Below are 25,399 nucleotides of genomic sequence, written 5' to 3'. Positions count from 1 at the left end.
GTGAAAAGACCCTCTCCCGGCACCTCACCCGGCCCGCTCGTCGAAGCCGTCCGGTTCATCGAGGTCGTCGAGCTCCAGGGCGAACTCGTCGATCTCGTCCTGGCTCATGCGCTCCACGGCCACGTCGGCGGGGGTGAGCCCGCCGTGAGCGCCGGAGTTGCGGGCGAGCACCTCGAGCGCGGCGGTCCACAGATCAGCCAGCTCGTCGATCCGCTCGCGGGACAGCGCGGTCGACGGCCAGGTCCATGTGGCCGACAGCTCGGGCCCCTCCTCGCCGTCCGCGACCAGGGCGGTCAGCTCAAGGAGTTGGGGCAGGGGCGCGGCCGGGTCCTGGTCGCCACCCGTGTCGTGGCCGGCCACGGGAGCGAAGGCGTCCGTGCCCGCGGCAAGGCTCCGGGTGATCCGGCCCAGATAGTTGAAGGCCAGCTCGGGCGCGGGCAGCTCCGCCAGGAGCGGGTGCGCGTGGGCACCGGTGTGGCGCAACAGCCCGTACCCCGCAGTGCGTTGGGGTAGTTCGGCCAACTGCTCGCGGACACCGCTGAGGAGTCGGCCCGCCGCGCCCGGGTCGGACCAGGCCCGTGCGCGGTCCGCGGCGGGCAGTTCGAGGCGCGTGGGATGGGTGGTGGTGAACCAGCCGACCGTGCGGGACAGATCGGTGCCGGGCAGCAGGTCCTCGTCGCGGCCGTGCCCCTCGACCTCCACGACGACGGCCGCGGCGCCGTCGGCGTCCCGCCAGTCGGCCACCGCCCAGGCGAGGGCAGCGAGGAGGATGTCCTTGGTCTCGCACCTGTGGGCGGCGGGAGCGTCGGTCAGCAGGAGCACTGTCGTCTCCGGCGACAGCCGTACGGTGTGCCGTCGCGCCGTGGTGACCAGGTCCACGGTGGAGTCCAGCGGGCGGTCGGCCAGTGCGACTCTCGGCCGGCGCAGCGTACGGGCCCAGCGGGTCTCGTCCGCGGCCAGTGCGGGGTCCTGCGCCAGTTCGGTGAGGCGCCGCGCCCAGGTGCGCAGCGACGTGCCCACCGGCTGGAGGGCGGGGCGCCGTCCGTCCCGCGCCGCCCGGCACGCCTCGGCGAGGTCGGGCAGCAGAATCCGCCAGGAGACGGCGTCCACCGCGAGGTGGTGGACGACCAGCAGCAGCATCCCGTCCCGGTCGGGTCCCCGGTCGAACAGGACCGCCTGCAGGACGGCTCCGCGCGTCGGGTCGAGCCGGGCGCGTGCCGCCTCTCCTTCCCGGGCCAGTACGCGCCGCAGCTCGGCGTCGTCCGCGGCGCGGACGTCCACGTACCGCAGGCGGTCCGCGGCGCCGGTCGGGCCCGCCTCGCGCACGTGCAGCTCCCAAGGGCCGTCCTCCTCGGCGGCAAGGGTCAGCCGGAGGGCGTCGTGGTGGTCGGCCAGCGCGGCAAGCGCGGTCGCCGTATGGTCGGCGGTCAGACCGGGCGGGGTGCGGACGAGCGTGGACTGGCAGAAGCGGGCGACGGGCGTCCCGCTGTCGCGCAGCCACGAGATGATAGGGGTGAGCGGCACCTGGCCCACCCCGCTGCCCACCGGTTCCCCGACCGTCAGGGCGGCGTCGGTCGCGACGGACGCGAGCCCGGCCGGGGTGGCGTGTTCGAAGACCTGGCGCGGCGTCAGTACGAGGCCGGCCCGGCGCGCCCGACCGACCAGGTCGATGGCGAGGATGCTGTCACCGCCGAGGTCGAAGAAGCCGTCGTCGACACCGACCCCCGGCACGCCCAGGACGTCCACGAACAGGCCGATCAGTGTCTCCTCGCGCGCCCCCCCGGCCGCGCGGGACCCGGCCCCCGGGGTGAAGTCGGGTGCGGGCAGCGCGGCGCGGTCGACCTTGCCGTGGACGGTCACCGGAAGGGACGGGAGCACGAGGACCGCGGCGGGCACCAGTTGGCGCGGCAGCACGCGGACGGCGTGCGCGCGGACCGCGGCGGGGTCGGGGGACGCGCCCGGCTCGGGCGCGACGTGGGCGACCAGCCGCGGCACGCCTCCAGCCGTGTGCAGCGTGACGACCGCGGCGGCCACTCCGTCGGCGGCGGCCACCGCGGCCTCCACCTCGCCCGTTTCGACGCGGACACCTCGCAGTTGGACCTGGTCGTCGCCGCGTCCCAGGAAGTCCAGGCGGCCGTCCCGGCGGCGACGGACGATGTCACCGGTGCGGTAGGCGCGCTCACCCGGCGTCCCGTACGGGAGTGCCACGAAGCGCTCGGCCGTGAGCCCGGGGCGCCCGAGGTAGCCGCGGGCCACCCCGTCGCCACAGACGTAGAGCTCGCCGGGGACCCCGACCGGAACCGGTCGCAGAGCGGCGTCGAGTACGTACACGCGGGTGTGGCGGACCGGTCGGCCGATCGGCACACCGTCGTCGCCGTCGAGCGGGTCGGACGCGCAGACCATCACGGTGGACTCGGTGGGCCCGTAGGCGTTGACCACGCGGCGGCCGGGGGCCCAGGCCCTGACGAGTTCGGGCCCGCACGCCTCGCCGCCCACCACAAGCGTCGCGAGGGAGGTCAGCCGGTGCCGGGGCACGGTCGCGAGCGCGGCGGGCGGCACCAGGGCGTGCGTGACCCGGTGGGCGTCAACGGTGTCGGCCAGCAGGTCGCCCGCCAGTGGCCCCGGCTCCGGTACGACGAGGGTGGCACCAGCGGTGAACGTCATGGTCAGTTCGAGCACCAGCGCGTCGAAGCCCGGCGCGGACAGTTGCAGCACCCTGCTGTCGGGCCGCACCGCGAACCGCTCCCGCTCCTCGGCGGCCAGGGCGGCCAGGCCGGTGTGCGGAACGACGACCCCCTTGGGGGTGCCGGTGGAACCCGACGTGTGCAGCACGTACGCGGCGTTGTGGTGGCGCAGCGGCCGCACCCGTTCGCGGTCCGTGGGCGCGTGCCGGGGCCCGGCACTCGGGTCGAGGTCCCGCACGGCGACCGCGGGCACGTCCCCGGCACGTGTGGCGCCGGACCGGTCGGTGAGGACCAGGGCTGCGGCACAGTTGGCGAGCAGGGCCGTGACGCGGGCGTCGGGCAGGGAGGGGTCGACGGGGGTCCAGGCCGCGCCCGCCTTGCCGACCGCCAGAACGCACTCGATCAGAGCCGCCGACTTCGGCAGGAGGAGGGCGACGATGTCCTCGGGGCCGATGCCGCGGGCGATCAGCTCGTGGGCGAGTCCGTTGGCCCGGGCGTCGAGTTCGGCGTAGCTCAGCTCGCACGCGCCCGCGACGAGCGCCGGCGCGTCCGGGGTGCGCCGCACCTGGCTCTCGAACAGCTCGGGGAGGGTGGCGCTCCCGGTGGAGTCGGCGGTGTCGTTCCACTCGGTCAGCATCAGGTGGCGTTCGCCGGACGGCAGCAGTTCGAGGCCGCCGATGCTCCGGTCGGGTTCGGCCACTGCGGAGGCCAGGAGCCGTACCAGGCGGGCCACGATCAGCTCGGCGCTCTCCCGGTCGAACAGTTCGGCGCTGTACTGGAGTGACCCCGTGCACCCGCCCTCGGGGCGCTCACCGAGGCCGAAGGACAGGTCGAACTTGACGGATCCGGTGCCCACGGGGATGGATTCCGCCGTCAGCCCGGGGACGCTCGGCACCGGGGGCGCGCTGTCCGCGTCGCCCGGTTCCACGGTGAGCGACACCTGGAACAGCGGGTGGCGGGCCGCGGAGCGCTCCGGGTTGACGGCCTCGACCAGCCGCTCGAAGGGCAGGTCCTGGTGGGCGAACGCACGCAGGTCCGCGCGCCGCACACGGTCCACCAGTTCGCGGAAGGTGGGGTCGCCCGACACGTCGGTGCGCAGCACCAGCGTGTTCACGAAGAACCCGACCAAACCCTCAAGCGCCGCGTCACCGCGACCCGCGACGGGCGCACCGACCGGTATGTCGTCCCCCGCGCCGAGCCGCGACAGCAGCAGGGCCAGCGCGGACTGCACCACCATGAACACCGTCGCACCGGACTCGCGGGCCAGTCGCACCGCACCCGCGTGCACGTCCGCGGGCACCGTGAACTCCACCCGGTCCCCGTGCTGGACGGCCACGGCCGGCCTCGGCCGGTCCACCGGCAGGTCCAGCTCCACCGGCAGGTCCACCAGCTCCGTACGCCAGAAGTCGAGCTGACGCGCAAGGGTGCTCTGCGCGTCGTCTTCGCTGCCCAGCGCCGCTCGCTGCCACAGGGCGTAGTCCGCGTACTGCACCGCGAGCGTGGGCAGGTCGGCCGCCGTGCCCGCGCACCGGGCCGCGAACGCCGCCGCGAAGTCCCGGGCGAGCGGGCCGACGGACCAGCCGTCGCCCGCGATGTGGTGCATCACGACCAGCAGCACGCAGGTGTCGGGGGCCGTGCGGTACAGGAAGGCCCGCAGGGGGATTTCCCCGGACAGGTCGAAGGGGCTGCCCGCGGCCCGCTCCAAGCGCTCGGCCAGCTTCTCGTCCGGCACGTCCTCGATGTGCCAGGGGACGTCCGTGCCCGCGGCGAGTACCCTCTGGTACGGTCCTTCGGCGTCCTCCGCGAAGACGGTGCGCAGGCTCTCGTGCCGCGCCACGACGTCACGCAGGGCGGCCCGCAGAGCCTCCCGGTCCAGACGTCCGCGCAGCCGCAGCGCCATGGGGACGTTGTACGCCGCCCCCGGGCCGTCCAGCCGGTGCAGGAGCCACAGCCGGCGCTGGGCGTACGACAGCGGCAGCCGCTGCGGGCGCGGGCCCGCGCGCAGCACGGCTGCGCCGGCACCCGCCGGACGGTCGCCGCCGAGCAGTGCGGCCGTGCCCGCCGGGGTCGGGTGCTCGAAGAAGCCGGCGATGGTGAGGTCGGCGCCGAACGTGGCGCGGACCTGGTTGACCAGCCGGATCGCGGCCAGGGAGTGCCCGCCGTGGTCGAAGAACGAGTCGTGGGGACCCACCGCTGCCACGTCCAGGAAGTCGGCGAAGAGGCCGCACAGGATCTCCTCCTGCGGGGTCCGCGGCGCCGTCGGGCGCGACGGGTCAGCCGCGCCCGCGCCCCGCCGAGCGGTTCCGCTCCCGCCGCCGGCGCCTCCCGCGTCGCGTCCGTCGGGCTCGCCGTGGCGCAGGAGTTCGCCGTCGGCGGCCCAACGGCCCCGCTCCCCCGTCGCCCTGAGCCACCGGCCGCGCGGGCCGAACGGGTCGGCGAGCAACCCGTCACCGGGCTCGTCGGTCAGCTCGTGGATGTCGCCGGTCAGGCCCATGGGGAGCGGACGCAGTCGCCCGTCCAGGACGTACGTACCGGCCTGCTGTCCGTGGCTCAACACCTGTTCCCGCTCGGCGGCGTCCATCAGCGGAAGGTCGGCCGCCTTCGCGTCGGGGTCGGCCGCGGCAGCCGCGACGAGGTGCAGCAGCCGGTCGACGAGGGCGCGCGCGGTGTCCTGCTCGAACCGGTCGACGCTGTAGGCGAGGGTGCCGGTCATGCCCGCCGGGGTGCCGTCGGCGAGGATCTCCCCGAACTCGAAGTCCAGGTCGAACTTGGCTGCGCCGGTGTCGACGGGGACGGGCTCGGTGCTCAGACCCGGCAGGTCGCCCGCGGCGTCGAGCGCGGCGATGTCGTCGGCGGTGTGGCAGGTCAGCACGGTCTGGACGAGGGGGTGGCGGGCGGTGGAGCGTTCGGGGTTGAGGATCTCCACCAGTCGTTCGAAGGGCAGGTCCTGATGCGCGTACGCTTCCAGGTCCCGCTCCCGCACCCGCGTCACCAGTTCGCGGAAGGTGGGGTCGCCCGACACGTCGGTGCGCAGCACCAGCGTGTTCACGAAGAACCCGACCAAACCCTCAAGCGCCGCGTCACCGCGGCCCGCGACGGGCGCACCGATGGGCACGTCCTCGCCCGCACCCGAGCGCGAGAGCAGCACGCCGAGCGCGGCCTGCATCACCATGAACACCGTCGCACCCGACGCGCGGGCCAGGCGCACCACGCCGCCGTGGACGTCCGAGGGCACGGTGAACTCCACACGCTCGCCTCGCCCGGATGCGGTGGCGGGGCGGGGGCGGTCCGCGGGCAGATCGATCTCGGCGGGAAGGTCGGCGAGCCGCTCCCGCCAGTACGCGATCTGCGCCGCGAGCACGCTGTCCGGGTCGTCCTCCGAGCAGAGCGCCGCCCGCTGTCGGACGGCGAAGTCCGCGTACTGCACGGGCAGCTCGCGCCACTGCGGTTCACTCCCTCCCAGCCGCGCGTCGAAAGCGGCCTTCAGGTCGCCCGCCAGAGGACGGACGGACCAGCCGTCGCTCGCGATGTGGTGCACCAGCACGAGCAGTACGTGCTCGTCCGCGCCCAGTTCGAACAGCACCGCCCGCAGCGGCAGTTCCCCCCTGAGGTCGAAGGCGTGCCGTGCGGCTGCGGCCAGTTCCGCCGCCAGCTCCGTCTCCGGGCACCGGACGACCGCCAGCTCGGGTTCGGCGTCGGCCACGTCCCGTACGACCTGGTACGGGCCCTGGGCGTCCTCGGCGAACACGGTCCGCAGGCTCTCGTGCCGCGCCACCACGTCGCCGAGCGCCAACCGCAGCGCCTCCCGGTCCAGCGCACCGCTCAGCCGCAGGGCCAACGGCACGTTGTACGCCGCGCCCGCGCCCTCCAACTGATGCAGGAACCACAGCCGCCGCTGCCCGAACGACAGCGGCAACCTCTCGGGGCGCTCCCCCGCCCGCAGCGCCGGACCTGCTGTCCCGGCCTGCGCCACCCGGACGGCGAGCCGGGCGGCCGAGGGCGCCTGGAAGACGTCGCGCACCGAAAGCTCGGCGCCCAGTGCGTCGCGGATGCGGGCGACCAGGCGGGCCGCGGTGAGCGAGTGGCCGCCCCGGTCGAAGAAGCTCTCCTCGACGCCGACCACGTCGAGGCCGAGCACGTCGGCGAACAGGCCGCACAGGATTTCCTCGTGCGGGGTGCGCGGAGCGCGTGCGGGGTGCGCGGCCCCGGCACGGGGGACGGTCAGCGCTGCGCGGTCGAGTTTGCCGTTGCGGTTCAGCGGCAGGTCGTCCACGAGCAGTATGGAGGAGGGGACGAGGTGGGCGGGCAGCCGCCGGGCGAGCGCGGCCCGCAGCGCCGCCGGGTCCTGGTCGGTGGCCGGTTCGGCGACGACCAGGGCGACGAGGCTCTCGCCGTCCGCCATAATGGCGCAGCGGGCGCCCCCGGCCTCCTGGCTCAGGCATTCCTCGACCTCGGCCGGTTCGACGCGGAATCCGCGCACCTTCACCTGGTCGTCGGAGCGGCCCACGAAGTCGAGGGTGCCGTCGGCCCGTCGGCGCACGAGGTCGCCGGTCCGGTACATGCGACTGCCGCCGGGGGCGGCGACGAACCGCTGGGCGGTGAGAGCGGGGTTGTTCAGGTAGCCCCGGGCGAGAGCGGGTCCTGCGAGGTACAGCTCGCCGGTGACGCCCGGCGGCACGGGCCGCAGCGCGAAGTCCAGGACGTGGACCGCGGCTCCGCCGATGGGGCGGCCGATCGGCGGCGCCCCCGCTTCGGGCGCCAGCGGCTCGGTCATCGTGGCGCAGACGGTGAACTCGGTGGGGCCGTAGGCGTTCACCAGGCGGCGGCCCGGTGCCCAGCGGCGTACGACGTCGGCGGTGCAGGCGTCACCGGCCACGGTGACGGTGACGCCCGGAGGGACGGCGCCGTCGGGCAGGACTGCGAGCACCGCCGGGGGCAGGGTGACGTGGGTGATCCGCGCCTCCGTGAGGAGGGCGGTCAGGCCGGGGCCCGGCAGCAGCCGGTCGGCGGACGCGAACACTGCCGTGCCGCCGGACAGAAGGCCGAGCAGGAGTTCGGAGACGGAGGCGTCGAAGGTGCTGGACGCGAATTGCAGGACGCGGCTGTCCGCGTGCACCGCGAACCGTGCGATCTGCCCCGCGGCGAGCGCGGCCAGACCCTGATGCGTGACGACCACAGCCTTGGGCCTGCCTGTGGAGCCGGAGGTGTGCACGGCGTAGGCGGCGTGGATCGGATGGAGGGGCCGGCCGAGTTCCCCCTCCCGTATGTCGTCCGCGGGCAGCGCCTCGAGGTCGCGTCGGGTGTCGGGCGCGTCGAGCACCACCGTGGGCACGGCGTGAGCGGCGAGGTCGACCTCGCCGGTGGTGACTAGGAGTACGGGCGCGGTGTCGTCGAGCACCAGCCTGGTGCGCTCGTCGGGGTGCGCGGGGTCGACGGGCACCTGGGCGGCGCCCGCCTTGGCGACGGCGAGGAGGGTGACGGCGAGTTCGGCCGAGCGGGGCACGGCCACGGCGACGAAGCGCTCGGGTCCGGCGCCGCGGGCGATCAGCAGCCGCGCGAGCCGGTTGGCCCGCTCGTTGAGCTCGGCCGCGGTGAGCGAGGTCCGCTCGTCCGCCACCGCGGTGCTCCCGGGGCTGCGGGCGGCGCGCTGCTCGACCAGCCGGTGCCAGAACGTGTGCGGCGGCGCACCGGGGCCCCGGCTCCAGGCTGCGTCCAGGTGGGCGGACTCGCCGGGGGTGAGCAGCTCGGTGCCCACCACCCGCCGGTCCGGGGTGTGGCAGATCTGGCGAAGCACGTGGGTGAAGCGGTCCGCCACCAAGGCCAGTTCGCGGTCGTCGAAGAGGTCGGGGGCGCAGTCGAGGCGCAGCCGCAGCACGTCGTCGGGTTGTACGGCGAGGGCGAGGGGGAAGTGCGTGGCGTCGTAGCCGTCGACGGCGGTGACCGTGAGGCCGGGGACGACTTCGGCGGCCTCGGCTCCCGCGGGGTAGTTCTCCACCACGAGCGCGGTGTCGAAGAGTTCGCCGTGCCCGGCCACCCGCTGGATCTCGGCAAGCCCCAGATGCTCGTGCGCCAACAACCGCGCACGCTCACCCTGCACCCGCACCACCAGATCCCCCAGACACTCCGAAGGATCCAACCGCACCCGCAACGGCACCGTATTGATGAACAACCCCACCATCGACGCCGCACCGTCCAACTCCGCCGAACGCCCCGACACCGTCACACCGAACACCACATCCCCACACCCCACCAGACCACCCAGCAACACACCCCACGCCGCCTGCACCACCGCACCCACCGTCACCCCACGCCCCCGCGCAAACCCCACCACCGCAGCGGAGGTGGTCGCGTCGACGGCGGTCTCCAGGCGGCGGGGTCGCTCGGCCGTGCCCTTGGGTGCGGGGGCGAGCAGCGTGGGCGCGTCGATGCCGGTGAGCGCGTCGCGCCAGGCACGCACCGCCGCCTCCCGGTCCTGCCCCGCCAACCACGCCAGATGATCACGGAACGGACGCACATCCGGAAGCCCGCACAACTCCCCCGCCCGGTAGAACTCCAACAGATCACGGAAGAGGATCGGCTGCGACCAGCCGTCCCACAGGACGTGGTGGTTGGTGATGACGAGCCGGTGCCTGTCGTCGGCGAGGCGCAGCAACAGGCAGCGCAGCAGCGGCCCGTTCGCCGGGTCGAACCGCTGGTTGCGCGCGTCGTCCGCGAGGCGCGCGGCTTCTGCCGCGGGGTCCTGCCGCCCCCGCAGGTCCGCCTCTGCCCAGGGCACGTGGGCTTCCCGAGGGACGACCTGGACGGGCGTACGCACACCGTCGAACCGGAAGTTGACCTTCAGGTTCGGGTGGCGGGCCAGCAGCAGGTCCAGGGCGGTGCGCAGGCGGGCCGGGTCGAGCGCGCCCGTCAGGTCGGCGCTCGCCTGGGCGTTGTAGACGTCCGGCGCGTCCGCCCCGAGGGCGTGGTGGAACAGCAGCCCTTCCTGCAGCGGGGTCAGCGGCAGCACGGCCTCCAGCCGGGGGCCCGTGGCCACGAGACGATCGTGCTCGGCCGGTGTGAGCGGTGACAGGTCCACGTCGGCGGGGGCGAGGCGCGCGGGTCCGGACCCTGGCGCCGACGGGCCGCCGGAACCGGGTCCGCCGCCACCGCCGCCGGTGTCACCGTCGTCGGGGCCGTCGCCCGGGTCGCGTGTCAAGGTGCGCAGGGCCTCGGTCCACAGCGCCTCCAGATCCGCGACGTCGTCCTCGCCGAGCAGTTCGCCGGCCCATGACCAGGTGGCGGTCAGGCGGGGGCCCGACCCGTCGTCCACTGAGACCGCGTCGAGGCCGAGCACGTGGCCGGGCGCCGTTCCTGTGTCGTCCGCGGCGTCGAACCCCTCCGCCAGCACGGACCATCCGCTCTCCTGCGGCGCGGCCACCCGGCCCAGGTAGTTGAACATGATCTGCGGGGCCTGCATGCGCGCCAGCACGGGCGCGGTACGGGGGTTGAGGTGGCGCAGCATGCCGAATCCGACGCCGCCGTCCGGAACGGCAGCCAGGCTTGCGGCGGTCTCGCGCAGCGCGTTGTGCGCCGCGTCGTCCGTGTCCGGTCCGCCGGTCGCGATCCGCAGCGGGTGGACGCTGGTGAACCAGCCCACCGTGCGCGACAGGTCGGCCCCCGCCACCAGGTGCTCGGCGCGGCCGTGTCCCTCGATGTCCACGAGCAGGCCGGGGTCGTGCCGGTGGCCCCGTGCGACGCGCCAGCCGCGCACGGCCGTGGCGAGCGCGGCGAGCAGCAGATGGTCGGTGCGGGAGCCGTCGGCGAGCACCGCCCGGCCGAGCGCGTCGGGGAGGGTGACCGTCTTGCGGCGCAGGGTGCCCGGTCCGTCGAACTCGGGATCCAGGGGACGTGCGCCGATGAGCGGGTCGGGAGCCTCCAGGATGCCCTTCCACAGCCCAAGCTCGGTGCGCCGGGACGCGGACTGCTCGGTGAGCTGATCAGCCCAGGTTCGCAACGACGTTGTCACCAGCGGCAGTTGCGCCCGCTGTCCGGCCGCCCGGGCGCGCACGGCCTCGGCGAGGTCGGAGAGCAGAATCCGCCAGGACACCCCGTCCACGGCCAGATGGTGCACGGCGAGCACGAGCAGGTCGGGCCCGTAGCCTCCGACGGCGTGCACCGCCTGCACGACGGAGCCGGTGCCGGGCGCCAGTCGTGCCGTGGCCCGCGCGGTCAGGCCGCGCACGTCGTGACCGGCGTCCACCGCTTCGGCTGCGGTCAGGCGCTCGACGCAGGACGCCGCGTCGACCGCGCCGCGCGGCCGTACCCGGAGCATCCAGCCCGCGTCGTCGGACTCCAGGACCAGGCGGAGCGCGTCGTGGTGGTCGACCAGATCCTGGAGGGCTTCAATGAGGTGCTGGTGGGCGATCCCCGCGGGCAGCCGGACAGCGGCGGTCTGGGCGTAGTCGTCGACGCGGGCGCCGGACTCGGCGAAGCGGACCATGACGGGGGTGAGCTGTACCTCGCCCACCCCGTCGTCCGCGAGGGCGGCGCGCTCCGTGTCCGGCTCACGGACCGAGGCGGCGGCGAGCCGGGCGGCGGTCCGGTGTTCGAACACATCCCGTGTCGAGAAGGCCAACCCGGCCTTGCGGGCGCGGCTGACCAGCTGCATGGACAGGATACTGTCACCGCCGAGGCCGAAGAAGTCGTCGTCGATCCCGGCCCCTTCGAGGCCGAGTACCTCGGCGAACAGCTGCCGCAGCACGGCCTCCGGCTCGGACGCCGGAGCGCGGCCGGGGGCTACAGTGGCCGGTTCGGGCGCGGGCAGCGCCCGCCGGTCCAGCTTGCCGTGGGCGGTCAGCGGCAGCTCGGACAGCACGTGGACGGCGGCCGGAACCATGTGGTCGGGCAGTTTCGACGCCGCGAAGGCCCGCAGGTCCGGAAGATCGCCCCCGGTGCGCGTGGCGGACGGCACCACGTAGGCGATCAGCCGCCGGTCGCCGGGCCGGTCCTCGCGGACCGTCACGGCGGCGGCAGCCACCCTGGGGTGGCTCTCCAGAGTGGCCGCCACTTCGCCGGGCTCGATCCGGAAGCCGCGCAGCTTCACCTGGTCGTCAGCGCGCCCCGCGAACTCCAGGGCGCCGTCCGGCCGCCAACGGGCCAGGTCGCCGGTTCGGTAGAGCCGATCCCCCGGGGCGCCGAACGGGTCGGCGACGAACCGCTCCGCCGTCAGGTCGGGCCGCCCCAGGTAGCCGCGGGCCAGGCCTTCGCCCGCGACGTGGAGTTCGCCGACGACTCCGGGGGCCACCGGGCGCAGGGCGTCATCGAGCACGTGGACCCGGGCGTTGGGCAGAGGGCTGCCGATGTGCGGGGTGTCCCTCGCGCCCACGGTCGCGGCCGTGACGTCGACGGCGCACTCGGTGGGGCCGTACAGGTTCCAGGCCGTCGTGGGCGCGTCGGCCAGCCGGTCCCAGGCGGCGGGGCCGACCTCCTCCCCGCCCAGGGCGAGGACGGCGGGGACGCGCTCGCCGCGCAGCAGGCCCGCGTCCACGAGCCGGTCGAAGTACGTGGGTGTGGCCTGCAGGAAGTCCAGGTGCCGGGTGCGGATGCGGGCGACCACCGCGTCCGGGTCGAGCCGGGTCGCCTCGTCGAGGATGTGCAGCTCGTGTCCGTCGACCATCCACAGCAGCGGGTTCCACGCCGCGTCGAAAGAGGCGGGACTCAGGTGAGCCACCCTCAGGGTCCTGGCCCGGCCGGGCCGGAACATCCGGGCGCGGTGGCCGGCGTACAGGTTGGCGAGTGCCCTGTGCGGGACGACGACGCCCTTCGGCTCGCCGGTCGAGCCCGAGGTATGCACGACATAGGCCGGGTGCTCGGGCAGCACGCCCCGTTCGCCCGGGTCGTCGTCGCGGTGGCGTGCCAGTGTCTGTTCGGTCTCGACGCCATCGAGCACGAACAGCTCAGCCTTCACCGCCGAGCAGGCGGAGGCGTGCCCGGCGGTGGTGACGACGGCGACGGGGCCCGTGGCGTCCAGCAGTCGTCCGACGCGTTCGGCGGGCTGCTCAGGGTCGAGCGGCACGTAGGCGGCACCCGCCTTGAGTACCGCGAGGAGCGCGACGGTCCACTGAGTGGTGCGGGGCAGCAGGACGACCACGTACGTCTCGGGTCCCGCCCCTGCCCCGATGAGCGCGTGTGCCAGGCGGTTGGCCCTGGCGTCCAGCTCGGCGAAGGTCAGGGAGGCGTCGTCCGCGACCACGGCGACGGCGTCGGGCCTGCGGGCGACGGTGGCTCGGAAGTGCTCGGCGACGGTGCCCCGAGGCACCTCGCCCGTCGTGCCGTTCCACTGCTCCACGGTCGTTCGCCTCTCGTTCTGCCCGGGGATCTCGGCCAATGCCACCGGTGTGCGGGGCTCGACGGCCGTCAGCCGTACGAGCCTGGCAAGCCGCTGGACGGACGCCCGTGCGGTGGCCTCGTCGAAGGCGCCGCCGGGGTAGCGCAGTTGGAAGCGCAGCCGCGCTCCCGGAACGACGGTCACGGTGACGGGGTAGTGCCCGGCGTTGCTGATGTCCGCCGTACCGAGGCGCAGTCCGGCCGCCGCGGCGGTCCGCTCCAGCGCCTGCCCGTCCACCGGGTAGTTCTCGAAGACCGTGGTGGTGTCGAAGAGTTCGCCGTGCCCGGCCACCCGCTGGATCTCGGCAAGCCCCAGATGCTCGTGCGCCAACAACCGCGCACGCTCACCCTGCACCCGCACCACCAGATCCCCCAGACACTCCGAAGGATCCAACCGCACCCGCAACGGCACCGTATTGATGAACAACCCCACCATCGACGCCGCACCGTCCAACTCCGCCGAACGCCCCGACACCGTCACACCGAACACCACATCCCCACACCCCACCAGACCACCCAGCAACACACCCCACGCCGCCTGCACCACCGCACCCACCGTCACCCCACGCCCCCGCGCAAACCCCACCACCGCAGCGGTGTCGTCGACGGAGAGCTCGGCAACTGTCTGGGCGGGGTCGGCGGAGGTCCAGCCGGGCACCAGTCGCGTGGGCGCGTCGATGCCGGCGAGCGCGTCGCGCCAGGCACGCACGGCCGCCTCCCGGTCCTGCCCCGCCAACCACGCCAGATGATCACGGAACGGACGCACATCCGGAAGCCCGCACGACTCCCCCGCCCGGTAGAACTCCAACAGATCACGGAAGAGGACCGGCAGCGACCAGCCGTCGAGCAGGATGTGGTGGAGCGTGATGAGCAGGCGGTGCTCCTCGCGCGCGGTCCGCTCCACGGTGAACCGGAGCAGGGGCGGCCGGGTCAGGTCGAAGCCCGCCGCGCGCTCGGCGCGAGCGGTGGCGTCGAGCGTGGTGCGCAGCTCGTCGGGGGACAGACCGGTCAGGTCGGCGTACCGCCAGGGCACCGGGGCCGGTTCGGAGACGACCTGCACGGGCCGGTCGAGTCCTTCGTGGCGGAAGGCGGCGCGCAGGTTGGCGTGCCGTCGCAGCAAGTGGTCGGCCGCCCTGCGCAGCCGCTCGGGGTCGAGGGACCCGCCGAGGTCCACCGCGCACTGCACCACGTAGTCGTCGGGCGCGCCCTCCGCCGTGCCGTGGTGCACATGGTGGAAGAGCAGCCCCTGCTGCAGGGGCGACAGCGGCAGCACGTCGTCGATGCGGGGGTGCAGCTCGGCGAGCGCGGCGAGCTCGGCCGCCGCGAGACCGGGCGCTGTGACGTCAGGGGGCGTCAGCGCTGCTTCCTGGCCGGCGAGTTCGCCCAGTGCGGTGAACCAGAGGTCGGCCAGGCGCCGCGCCCGCTCGTCGGAGACCAGCCCGCGCGCCCAGGTCCACGACGCGGTCAGCGTCGGCCCGGCCGGGCCGTCGACGGTGACGACGTCGAGGGCGACAGGGTGCAGGAGGGGGGTGGCCGGGTCCTGCTCGTCGAGGTCGGCGCCGTCGTCGGCCGCCGTCCAGGGCTGCGCGCCGTCGGCCTGGACGCGGCCGAGGTAGTTGAAGCCGAAGTCGGGGCTCGGCGCGGCGGCGAGCCGTGGGCCGGTGGCGGGGTTGAAGTGGCGGAGCAGGCCGTGGGTGATGCCGTCGTCGGGCACCGCGCGCAGGCGTTCCTTGACGTCGGTGAGGGCAGCGACGGGTCCCGTGCCCGGTCGCAGCAGCAGCGGGTGGAGCGAGGTGAACCAGCCGACGGTCCTCGCCAGGTCCGCTCCCGGCACGGCACGCTCCGTGCGGCCGTGTCCCTCCACCTCGACCAGTACGTCGGTGCGCCGCGGGTCCCAGCGGGTCACGGCGAGCGCCAGTCCCGCGAGGAGCAGTTCCCGTGCGTCGCAGCGCAGGGCCGCGGTGGAGTCCAGGACGCGCGCGGTGGCCTCGGGCGGCAGCGCCAGGGTCACCCGGCCCGCCGTCGCGGCCACGTCCTCGGCGGGGTCGAGCGGCCGTCCGCCGACGGGGAGCGACCGGCGGGCGTGCCGCTCCAGCCACGCGTCCAGTTCCGCTTCCCGCGCCGGGTGCACGGCCAGGGCCCGGAGTTCCCGCGCCCAAGCCCGCAGGGGCGTGCCCACCGGCTGGAGGCCGACCGGCAGGCCGTCACGGCGGGCCTGCCACGCCTCGGCGATGTCGGGCAGCAGGATGCGCCAGGACACGCCGTCGACGGCCACGTGGTGGGCCACGAGCAGCAGCCGGCCGGGTTCGTCGCCGCGGTCGAACCAGACGGCGTCGAGCACCTCGCCGCGCTCAGGGGCGAGACGCGCGCGTGCGGTCGCGGCCTCGTCCCGCAGCAGTCGCGGCAGCGCTACGCCGTGGGCCGCCACGCGGCGCACGTGGCCCCGCACGTCGACCGCGCCTGGCGGCAGCACCCGCAGCCGCCAGGCAGGTCCGGTCGTCAAGGCCAGGCGCAGCGCGTCGTGGTGGTCGACCACGGCCGCGATGGCTTCGGTCAGTTCGCCCAGACCGATGCGCGGCGGCACGGACACGACCACCGACTGGTGGAACGAGCGCACCGGGCCGCCCAGTTCGCGCAGCCGGTGGACGACGGGAGTCAGCGGCACGTCGCCGGTGTCGGAGCCCGGTTCGCCGACGGCCGCCGCCGGGGCGAGCGCGGCGAGACCGGCAGGCGTGGGGTGCTCGAACAGGTCCCGCGTGCCGACGGCGAACCCGGCGGCGCGTGCCCGGTTCACCAGCTGGATGGAGAGGATGCTGTCGCCGCCGAGGTCGAAGAACCCGTCGTCGGGGCGGACCGTGTCGACCGACAGGGCGTGGGCGAAGAGCTGGCACAGGAGGCGCTCGCGCGCGTCGCGGGGCTCCCGCCCCCGAGGTCGGGTGGTGTCGGGCCTGGGCAGTGCGCGCCGGTCGATCTTGTCGTTGACGGTCAGGGGCAGCGCGTCGAGCAGGACGTACGCCGAGGGCAGCAGGTAGGCGGGGAGCCGCAGGCCGAGCCACTCGCGCAGCTCGGCGATGTCGGGGCGGCGGCCGGGGACGGGCACCGCGTACGCCGTCAGGCGCCGGTCGCCCGGCGTGTCCTCGCGGACGACGGCGACGCTCTGGGCGACCAGGGGGTGCGCGGTCAGTGCCGCCTCGACCTCGCCGGGCTCGACACGGAAGCCGCGCAGCTTCACCTGGTCGTCGACCCGGCCGAGGAACTCCACCGCACCCGCCCGGTTCCATCGCACGCGGTCCCCGGTGCGGTACATGCGTTCGCCCGGCCCGCCGTGGGGGCAGGCGACGAAGCGTTCGGCGGTGAGCGGGGCGCGCCGGTGGTAGCCGCGGGCCAGGCCGCCCGCGATGTACAGCTCTCCGGCGACGCCGGGGGGCACGGGGAGCAGCCGCTCGTCCAGGACGTACAGACGCTTGCCGTCGAACGGGGTGCCGATCGGGACCGCCCCGGTGGCCGGGGCGGCCCTGTCGGCCCGTAGGGTCCCGTCGGTCCGCAGGGGTGCGCAGTCCCAGATCGCGGCTCCGACGGTCGCCTCCGTGGGGCCGTAGCCGTTGAGTATCCTGCGGCCGGGCAGCCAGCGGCGCACCAGGTCGGGTGGGCACACGTCCCCGTTGAGGGTGAGGGTGACGCCTTCGGGGAGGCTGCCTTCGGGCAGGTTGGCGACGACTGCGGGCTGCACCGCGAGGTGGGTCACGCCGGCCTCGCGCACGAAGTCGGCCAGGTCCTGGCCGAGCGGCGTGTCCTGGGGTGCGAGAACGAGCGTCGCGCCGGAGAGCAGGGCGCAGAAGGAGTCCCACAGCGAGGTGTCGAAACTGGTGGAGACCAGTTGCAGGACGCGGCTGCCCGCGCCGAGCCCGAGCAGCCCGGTCTGGAGCGAGGAGAGCGCGGCGATCCCGGTGTGCGGGGTGACCACTCCCTTCGGCACGCCCGTGGAACCCGAGGTGTAGATGACGTACGCGGCGTGCTCGTGACGCAGGGCCGCCGTCCGGTCCGTGTCTTCGAGGTCACCCGCGGGTCTGCGGCGCAGCGACGCGGCGACCTCGGGGCCGTCGAACAGCAGGCAGTGGGCGCCCGCCGTACGCAGCCCGCCGTGGAGGGCCCGGGTCGTCAGGACCGTCCGGGGCGCGGCGTCCCGGAGCATGAGGCGGATGCGCTCGGGCGGATAGCCGGGGTCGACGGGCAGGAAGGCGGCGCCCGCCTTGGCGACGGCGATCCAGGCCACCACCCAGTCGACCGAGCGCGGCAGGGCGACGCCCACGAACGTGTCCGGCCCTACGCCGAGTTCCACCAGGTGCCGGGCCAACCGGTTCGCCCGCTCGTTCAGTTCGCGATAGGTGAGCGCCTCTCCCGCGACGCCCTCCCGTACGGCGACGGCGTCCGGCGTCCTGGCCGCCTGGGTCTCGAACAGAGCGGGCAGCGTACGTGGTTCGGCCCCGGGGGCGCCGCCGGCCCACTCCGTGAGCAGGGTGTCCCGCTCGCGCTCCCCGAGGACGTCGAGGTCCCCGACGGGCGCGTCGGGGTCGGTGACGAGGGCGGTGAGCAGGCGCACGAGCCGTGCGGCGATCGACCGCCCGGTCTCCTCGTCGAACAGGTCGGACCGGTACTCCAGCTCGCCCAGGAGTCCGCCTTCCTGGCCGTCGTTCGCGGTGAAGGTGACGCCGATGTCGAACTTGACCAGTCCGGTGTGGATGTCCCCGACACTCACGTCGAGGCCGGGGAACCTGGCTCCGGGCGCGTCGACGACCGCCTGGGCCGGAGCGTCGTCGAAGGTCAGCATGACCTGGAACAGCGGGTGGCGCGCGAGCGAGCGGGCCGTGCCCAGTTCTTCGACGATCCGCTCGAAGGGCACGTCCTGGTGCGCCTGCGCCCGCAGGTTCGTCTCACGCCCGGCGGCCAGCAGGTCGCGGAAGGTCGGCGTTCCCGAGAGATCGCAGCGGAGCACCACGGTGTTGACGAACGCGCCGACCGCCTCGTGGAAAGCCGCGTCCGTACGGCCGGACACGGGGCAGCCCACGGGGATGTCCCGCCCCCCGCCGAGCCGCGAGAGCAGCACGGACAGCGCGGCATGGAGGCCGACGAACGGGGTGGTGCGGGCCGCACCGGCCAGACCGAGCAGCGCACGGTACACGGCGTCCGGCACCCGGAACGGCACCCGTCCGCCCTGGTCGGACAGCGCGGCGGCGCGCGGCCGATCCAGCGGGAGCGGGATCTCCTCCGGCAGCCCGGCCAACGCCTCGCGCCAGTAGTCCAGTTGGCGGGAGCCGAGGCTGTCCGGGTCATCGGGCGAGCCGAGCCGGGCGGCCAGGCTCAGGGTGTGGTCGGCGTACTGCGCGGCAGGCTCGGGCCAGTCGGCCGCCGCGCCCTCGCGCCGTGCCGCGTAGGCGTACGCCAGGTCGCGCACGAGTGGAGCGACGGACCAGCCGTCGCCCGCGATGTGGTGGGCGACGAGCAACAGGACGTGCTCGTCGGCGCCGGGCCGGAAGAGTGTCGCCCGGAACGGCGGGGCCTGCGTCAGGTCGAACGGCCGCAGCGCTTCCCGCCGCAGCAGCTCGTCCGGTTCGTCGGCGGCCGTCGCCACGGGGGTGAGCGGGTACGGCACGGCGGGCGGCGGCTGCACGAGCTGGTGCGGCCCCTCGGCGTCCTGGGCGAAGAGCGTGCGCAGGATCTCGTGGCGGGTGATGACGTCGGCGAGGGCGGCGGCGAGCGCGTCGGCGTCCAGAGCGCCCGTCAACCGCAGCGCCATGGGCATGTTGTACGTGGTGCGGGAGGATTCGAGCTGGTGCAGGAACCACAGGCGGCGCTGCGCGGGGGACATCGGGACGCGCGCGGGCCGTGACGCCGCCCGTCCGGCGGCTCCTTCGGAAGCCGCCGGCGCCGCCGACCGGTCCAGCACGACGGCCAGTTCGGCGGGCGTGGGCGCGTCGAAGACCTGCCGCACCGACACCTGCGTCCCCAGCGCGGCGCGGATGCGGCCGGTCAGCCGCGTGGCCATCAGGGAGTGGCCGCCCAGGTCGAAGAAGTTGTCCTCGGGCCCGACCTCCGCCACCCCGAAGACACCGGCGAACAGCTCGCACAGCGTCTCCTCCCGGTGGCCGCGCGGGGGCCGCCCGACCGACCGGTCCGCCACCGGGTCGGGCAGCGCCGACAGGTCGAGCTTGCCGTTGGGGGACAGCGGCAGTTCGGGCACGACGCGGAAGGACTGCGGCACCGCGTGTCTCGGCAGTTGCCGACGCGCGTGCTCGCGGAGCTCGGCCGGCGTCACGGCGGCGCCATCGCGCAGCACCACGTACGCCGCGAGACGCTCGTCGCGCACTACCACCCCTGCCCGTACGACGCAGGGGTGGCCGCCCAGGACGGCCTCGACCTCGCCGGGCTCCACCCGGAAGCCGCGTATGTTGACCTGGTCGTCGGCACGGCCGAGGTACTCCACCTGGCCGTCCGCGAGTCGGCGCACGAGGTCGGCGGTGCGGTAGGCCCGGGTGCCGGGTGGGCCGTAAGGGCAGGCCACGAACCGCTCCGCGCTCAGGTCGGGCCGCCTCAGGTACCCCCGGGCGAGTCCGGGCCCGGCCAGGTACAGCTCCCCGGGCACGCCCACCGGCACCGGACGCAGCGCACTGTCCAGAATCAGGGCGCTGGTGCCGCGCACCGGCCTGCCGATCACCGGAACGGACGCGTCGGCCAGGTCGGCGGCCAAGGCGTCGACAGTGAACTCGGTGGGCCCGTAGAGGTTGTGGGCGACGACGCCCGGTGCCGAGCGCAGGCGGTTCCACAGCCGCTCCCCCGCCGCCTCACCGCCGAGCAGCACGACCGACGGGCGTTCGGCGCCGTCGAGCAGGCCCTCCTCCAGCAGGATCTCGGCGTACGACGGCGTGACGTCGAGGATGTCCGCGCGAGTACGCCGGAGGTGGTCGACGACGGCGGCGGCGTCGCGCCGCGTGGCGTCCCCGAGCAGGTGCAGCTCGTGGCCGCCCAGCATCCAGATCAGCGCCTCCCACGACGTGTCGAAGGACAGCGAGGCGGTGAGCGCGAACCGCAGGCGGCGGCCCTCGGCCCGCCGGGTCTCTGGGCCGACCAGGGCCTCGTGGTGGTGCCTGATGAGGTTGACCACCCCTCGCTGTTCGATGATCACGCCCTTGGGGAGGCCGGTCGAGCCCGAGGTGTACATCACATACGCGGCGTCGGCCGCGGAGAGCGGCCGGGTGCGCTCGCCGTCGTCGACGGGTCCGGCCGTGCGCCGGGCCACGGCCGCCTTGGTGGCCGCGTCGGTCAGGTCCACCCGTCGGGCGTCACCGACGGGGCGCCGCACACCCGCCGTGACGACGAGGGCGGGGCGGGCGCTCCGCAGGAGGCGTTCGATCCGCAGCTCCGGCAGGTCGTCCTCGATGGGCATATAGGCGGAGCCCGACTTGAGGACGGCGAGCAGGGCCACGACGAGGTCGGCTGAGCGTGGCAGGAGCAGTGCGACGACGGTGCCGGGGCCGGCGCCCAGACCGATCAGGTGCCGTGCAAAGCGGTTCGCGCGGGCTTCCAGCTCCGCGAAGGTCAGGGGTGCCTCACCCTCACACACCAGCGCGGTGGCGGCGGCCGGGGCGGCCAGCATCTGTCGGTGCACGAGGTCGGGGACCGTCAGGGGCGACGGCTCCCGGTCGGCGGGAGCCGTGTCCGCATCCGCGTCGGCCAGGATCTGACGGCGTTCCGCGGGCGCCAGCAGGTCGAGCCTGCCGAGCGGCAGCCGCGGCTGCGCCACGAGGGCTTCGAGCACCCGCGCCACGCGGTCGGCGACGGCCGCCGCGCTGTCCGGTGCGCCGGGCGCCGGGCGGCGTTCCACCTGGAGGACCAGTTCGTCGCCGAGCGTCGCCGTCAGGGCCAGCGGGTAGTGCGTGGTGTCGTGGAAGCCGGTGCTGGTGATCCGGAGCCCGGCCGCGTCGGCCGCCGACGCCAGTTCGGCGCGGCCGGGTGGCTGGTTCTGCACGGACAACAGGGTGTCGAAAAGCTGCTCCACTCCTGCGGCCCGCTGTACGTCGGCGAGCCCGAGATGCTGGTGCGGCAGCAGTGCCGTCTGTTCGCCCTGAAGACGGACGAGCATATCGAGCAGCGGCTCGCCCGGACGCCAGGCCACCCGCACGGGCACGGTGTTGACGAACAGACCCACCATCTCGGCATGCCCGTCGAGTTCAGCGGGCCGGCCGGCGACGGTGTTGCCGAAGACAACGTCGGTGCGGCCCGTCAACACGCCCAGCACTTGGGCCCACGCGCCCTGGAGGACCGTCGCGAGCGTAAGTCCCGCTGCCCGTGCCCGGCGTTCCAGCAGCAGGGTGGCGCGGCGCGGGATCCGCACCAGGGCCACATCCGACGCCTCGGATTCGACGGGGCCATCCGGTGCCACGAGGGTCGGCTCGACAGGTCCCGCGAGTGCCGTGCGCCACGCCTCGCTCGCCGCCTGCAGGTCGCGGGCGGCGAGCAGCCGCAGGTGCTCGGTGAACGGCACCGGCACGGGGAGATCGGGTGCGCCGTCGGCCCCGGCCGCGTACAGGTGCAACAGCTCGCGCAGCAGCACCGGCAGCGACCAGCCGTCGAGCAACAGGTGGTGGTAGGTGAGCACCAGGCGGTGCCGGTCGTCGCCGAGGGAGATCAGCCGTGCCCTGAGCAGCGGGGCGCGGGACAGGTCGAACCTCGCCCCGCGGTCGGCGTCGGCCGCCCGCCGCGCGGCCTGCTCCCGGTCGGCCTCCGGAAGCGGGGACACGTCGGTGCGCTCCCACGGGGTGGGCGCCTGCGCCGGGCAGAACACCACTGGCGTGCTCAACGCCTCGTGCAGGAAGGCGGACCGGAGAGTGGCGTGGCGGTCGATGAGACGTCCGACGGCGTCCCGCATCCGTGCCGGGTCCACCGTGCCCGTCAGGTCCAGCTCGCACTGCACCACGTAGCGGTCGGGCCGGTCGGGGTCGTCCAGCAGCCCGAGGAAGAGCAGGCCCTCCTGCAGCGGGGTGACCGGAAGGACCTCACCCAGTCCATGTGCGGCAGCGACGGCCGCAAGTTCGTCGGGCGGCAGCGGCGCGGGGAGCGGTCCTGCCGGGGCCCGTTCGGGGCCCACGGGTTCCGCCAGGGCCGCGAGGGCCGCCGGAGTGCGGTGTTCCAGCACATCGCGGGCGGTCAGGACGAGCCCGGCCCGCCGGGCCCTGCCCACCAGCGCCAGCGCCTTGATGCTGTCGCCGCCCAGGTCGGTGAAGCCGTCGTCGGCCGACACCCCGCCGACGTCGAGCAGTTCCTCGAAGAGGATGCACAGCGCGGTCTCCCGCCGTCCCGACGGGCGGCGCCCGGTGCCCGCGGCGGTGTCGGGCACGGGCAGCGCGCGCCGGTCGACCTTGCCGTTCGGGGTCAGCGGGAGGGCGGGGAGTACGACGACGTGGGAGGGCGCCGCGGGCCCGGGCAGCACGGCGGCCAGGTGGCGGCGGACCCCGGCGGCGACGTCGGTGTCCGAGACCCCGGCCCCGGCGGCCGAGCTGTCGGCGGCGCGGGTCACGTATCCGGTCAGGCGGCGGTCGGCGGGGCGCTCGCCGTGCACGGCCGCGGCGGCGCCGCCGACCCCGGGCGCGCCGAGCAGGGCCGCCTCGACCTCGGCGAGCTCGACCCGGTGGCCACGCAGCTTGACCTGAGCGTCGGTGCGGCCGACGAACTCCACGCCGCCGCTCCCGCGCACCCGTACGCGGTCGCCGGTCCGGTACATCCGTTCGCGCGGGGAGCCGAAAGGGTTGGCGACGAACCGCTCGGCCGTCAGATCCGGGCTGCCCAGGTAGCCCCGGGCAAGACCCGCGCCCGACAGGTACAGTTCGCCCGTCTCCCCGGCCCGTACCGGCCGCAGCTGGTCGTCGAGCACATGGGCCGTGGTATTCCAGATCGGTGTGCCGAGGGCGACGTCAGGCCCTTCGCAGGTGGCGAACAGGCTGTCGCCGGTGGCCTCCGACGAGCCGTACAGGTTCAGGAGCGTGGCGTCCGGCAGGGCCCGTGCGAAGCGCTCGGCGTCCTGCCCCGTCAGGGCTTCTCCGCTGCTGACCCACAGACGGCATGCGCCCAGCCGGTGGGCGTCGGGGCCGTCGAGCAGCGCGCCGAGCAGACTGGGGACGACGGTGACCCGGCCGATGCCGTGCCGTTCGACCAGGTCGGTGAGATCGTTCGCCGCCGCCACCGCTCCGGCCGGGGCGAGGACCAGTGGCAGGCCGTTCAGCAGGGCGCCGAAGAACTCGGTCGTGCCGTCGATGAAGCTCAGGGACGTCTTGCCGAGCACAGCCTCCCCCTCGCGGTGGGGAAAGGCCCCGCCGAACCAGCGCACGCGGTTCAGCACCCCCGCGTGCACGCCGACGACGCCCTTGGGCCGCCCGGTCGAACCGGAGGTGTGGATGATGTAGGCGGCCGATTCCGGGCATGCGGCGGGCCGTTCGACGCAGGTCAGGTCGTCCTGTGCCACAGCTGCCAGCTCGCGCAGCACGTCCGCGTCGTCCAGCGCGACGACCTGCGCCGAGGTCTGCGGCAGCGCGGAGGCGAGCGCGGTCGTGGTGACCACGACGGCCGGGGCGGTGTCGGACAGGACGAACTCGATGCGACCGGCCGGGTAGTCGGGGTCGAGCGGCACGTAGGCACCGCCCGCCTTGGTCACGGCGAGCACCGCGGTCACCTGGGCGAGGGAGCGGGGCAGGTGCAGGCCCACCGGTGACTCGGGCCCCACTCCCCGGGTGAGCAGCAGTCGGGCCAGCCGGTTGGCACCGGCGTTCAGTTCGCCCGCCGTCATGCGTGTGGTCCCTTCGACGACGGCCGGCGCGGTCGGCTCGTGGGCCACGCGCCGCTCGAAGGCCGCGGCGAGGTTCGGGCCGAAGGGGGCCCGCGGGACGTCGGCGCCCCGGAGCGACTCGTCAGGCGCGGCGTCGCGGTGAGCCGTGCGCGGGAGCATCGCGCCCACCGGGCGTCCGGGGTCGGCGGACGCCCGCAGCAGGTGGCCGATGAGGTCGTCGCGGATCGCGGCCAGCTCGGCCTCGGAGTGCTCGTCGGCGTGGGCGTGCAGGTCGAGCGCGAGGCCGCCGCTGCCGTCGGGCGCGCCGTGGACGTTGAGGGTGAGCCCGTGCACGGGCCCGGTGGACAGCTGGTCGGTGACGGCCTCGACGGAACCGAAGCGCAGCGTACGGTCGAAGGCCATCACGTTGAGCATCAGGGCGCCGAACCCGGCGCCGGTCCAGCCCAGTTCGCGCCGCAGCTCCTCGCCGCGGTAGCGCTGGTGGCGCAGCGCGGGGCCGAGCACCCCGCGCACGCGGCCCACGACGTCGGCGACGGTGTCCCAGCGGGCGACCGTGAGGCGCAGCGGCAGTTCGTTGGCGAGCATGCCGGGGGTGGTCAGCGCGGCGCGGCCGACCCGAGTGGTCAGCGGCAGTCCGAACAGCACCTCGTCCTGGTCGCCGGCCGCCCTGCGGTGGGCGGCGACTAGCGCGATCACAAGGACCGTCCAGGGCACTCCGGCCGCGCGGGCCGCCTCGACGATGGGTCTGGTCTGCTCCTCGGTCAGTCGGCCCCTGCTGCGCACCCGCGGGCCGGCGCCCCGGTAGCGGCTCGACCCCGGCGTGTCGGCCCCGGCCAGCCGCTCCAGCCAGTACGCCCGGTCGTCCTCGCGCCTGACGGACTCCTCGTACGCGCGGTCCTGTGCGACCAGTGCGGCGAGGCTGCCCGCAGTGGACTCCGGTACAGCGCGGCCCGCCGTGAGGGCGGTGTAGACCTCGGCGATCCGGGCGGTGTGCAGACTCTGGCCGTAGCCGTCCAGGACAGCGTGGTGGTACGTCAGTACGAGGCGATGCCTGGAGGGGGAGAGCCGCAGCAGCGCGTGCGCCACGAGAGGGTCGTCGCCGACCAGGGCCGGGGCCGTCGCGAGCCGGTCGGCCGCCCAGGCATCGGCCGCGGCGGCCGGGTCCCGGGCTCCGCTGAGGTCGACTTCCGCGAGAGCGGCCTCGGCCTGCGCCGCGGCGGGCGCCAGGACGTGCTGCAGCAGCCGGTCGTCACGCTCGGCGAAGCGCACCCGCAGCGCCTCGGCGTCGGCGACGGCTCGTGCGACGGCACGCCGGAGCTGGTCGGTTTCGACGTGTCCGGTCAGTTCGAGCACGGCCCCGCAGTGGAACGCCCCGGCGTCCCCGTCGAGCTTCTCGGCGATCTGGACGCCGCGTTGCGCGGCCGTCGCGGGCAGCGGGTCGTGGCCCGCCCGGCGGATGTTCACAGGGCATGCTCCTGGTCTGCGTGGACGGGTGGGGTGGACGCGCTGGTCAGAA

1 protein-coding gene is annotated in these 25,399 nt (G+C 74.7%); it reads right to left on the bottom strand.

Going from position 1 to position 25,399, the window contains the following annotated elements; all coding sequences use genetic code 11:
• Positions 1–24: 24 nt before the first annotated feature.
• Positions 25–25,347 (bottom strand): non-ribosomal peptide synthase/polyketide synthase, encoded by a 25,323-nt coding sequence (locus tag KV381_RS32790; protein ID WP_218786938.1) that lies wholly within the window; start codon positions 25,345–25,347, stop codon positions 25–27.
• Positions 25,348–25,399: the final 52 nt, after the last annotated feature.

It is taken from the genome of Streptomyces sp. WY228, from assembly GCF_019287315.1.
Lineage (GTDB): Bacteria > Actinomycetota > Actinomycetes > Streptomycetales > Streptomycetaceae > Streptomyces > Streptomyces caviscabies.
This window is presented reverse-complemented; position numbering and strand designations above follow the sequence as displayed.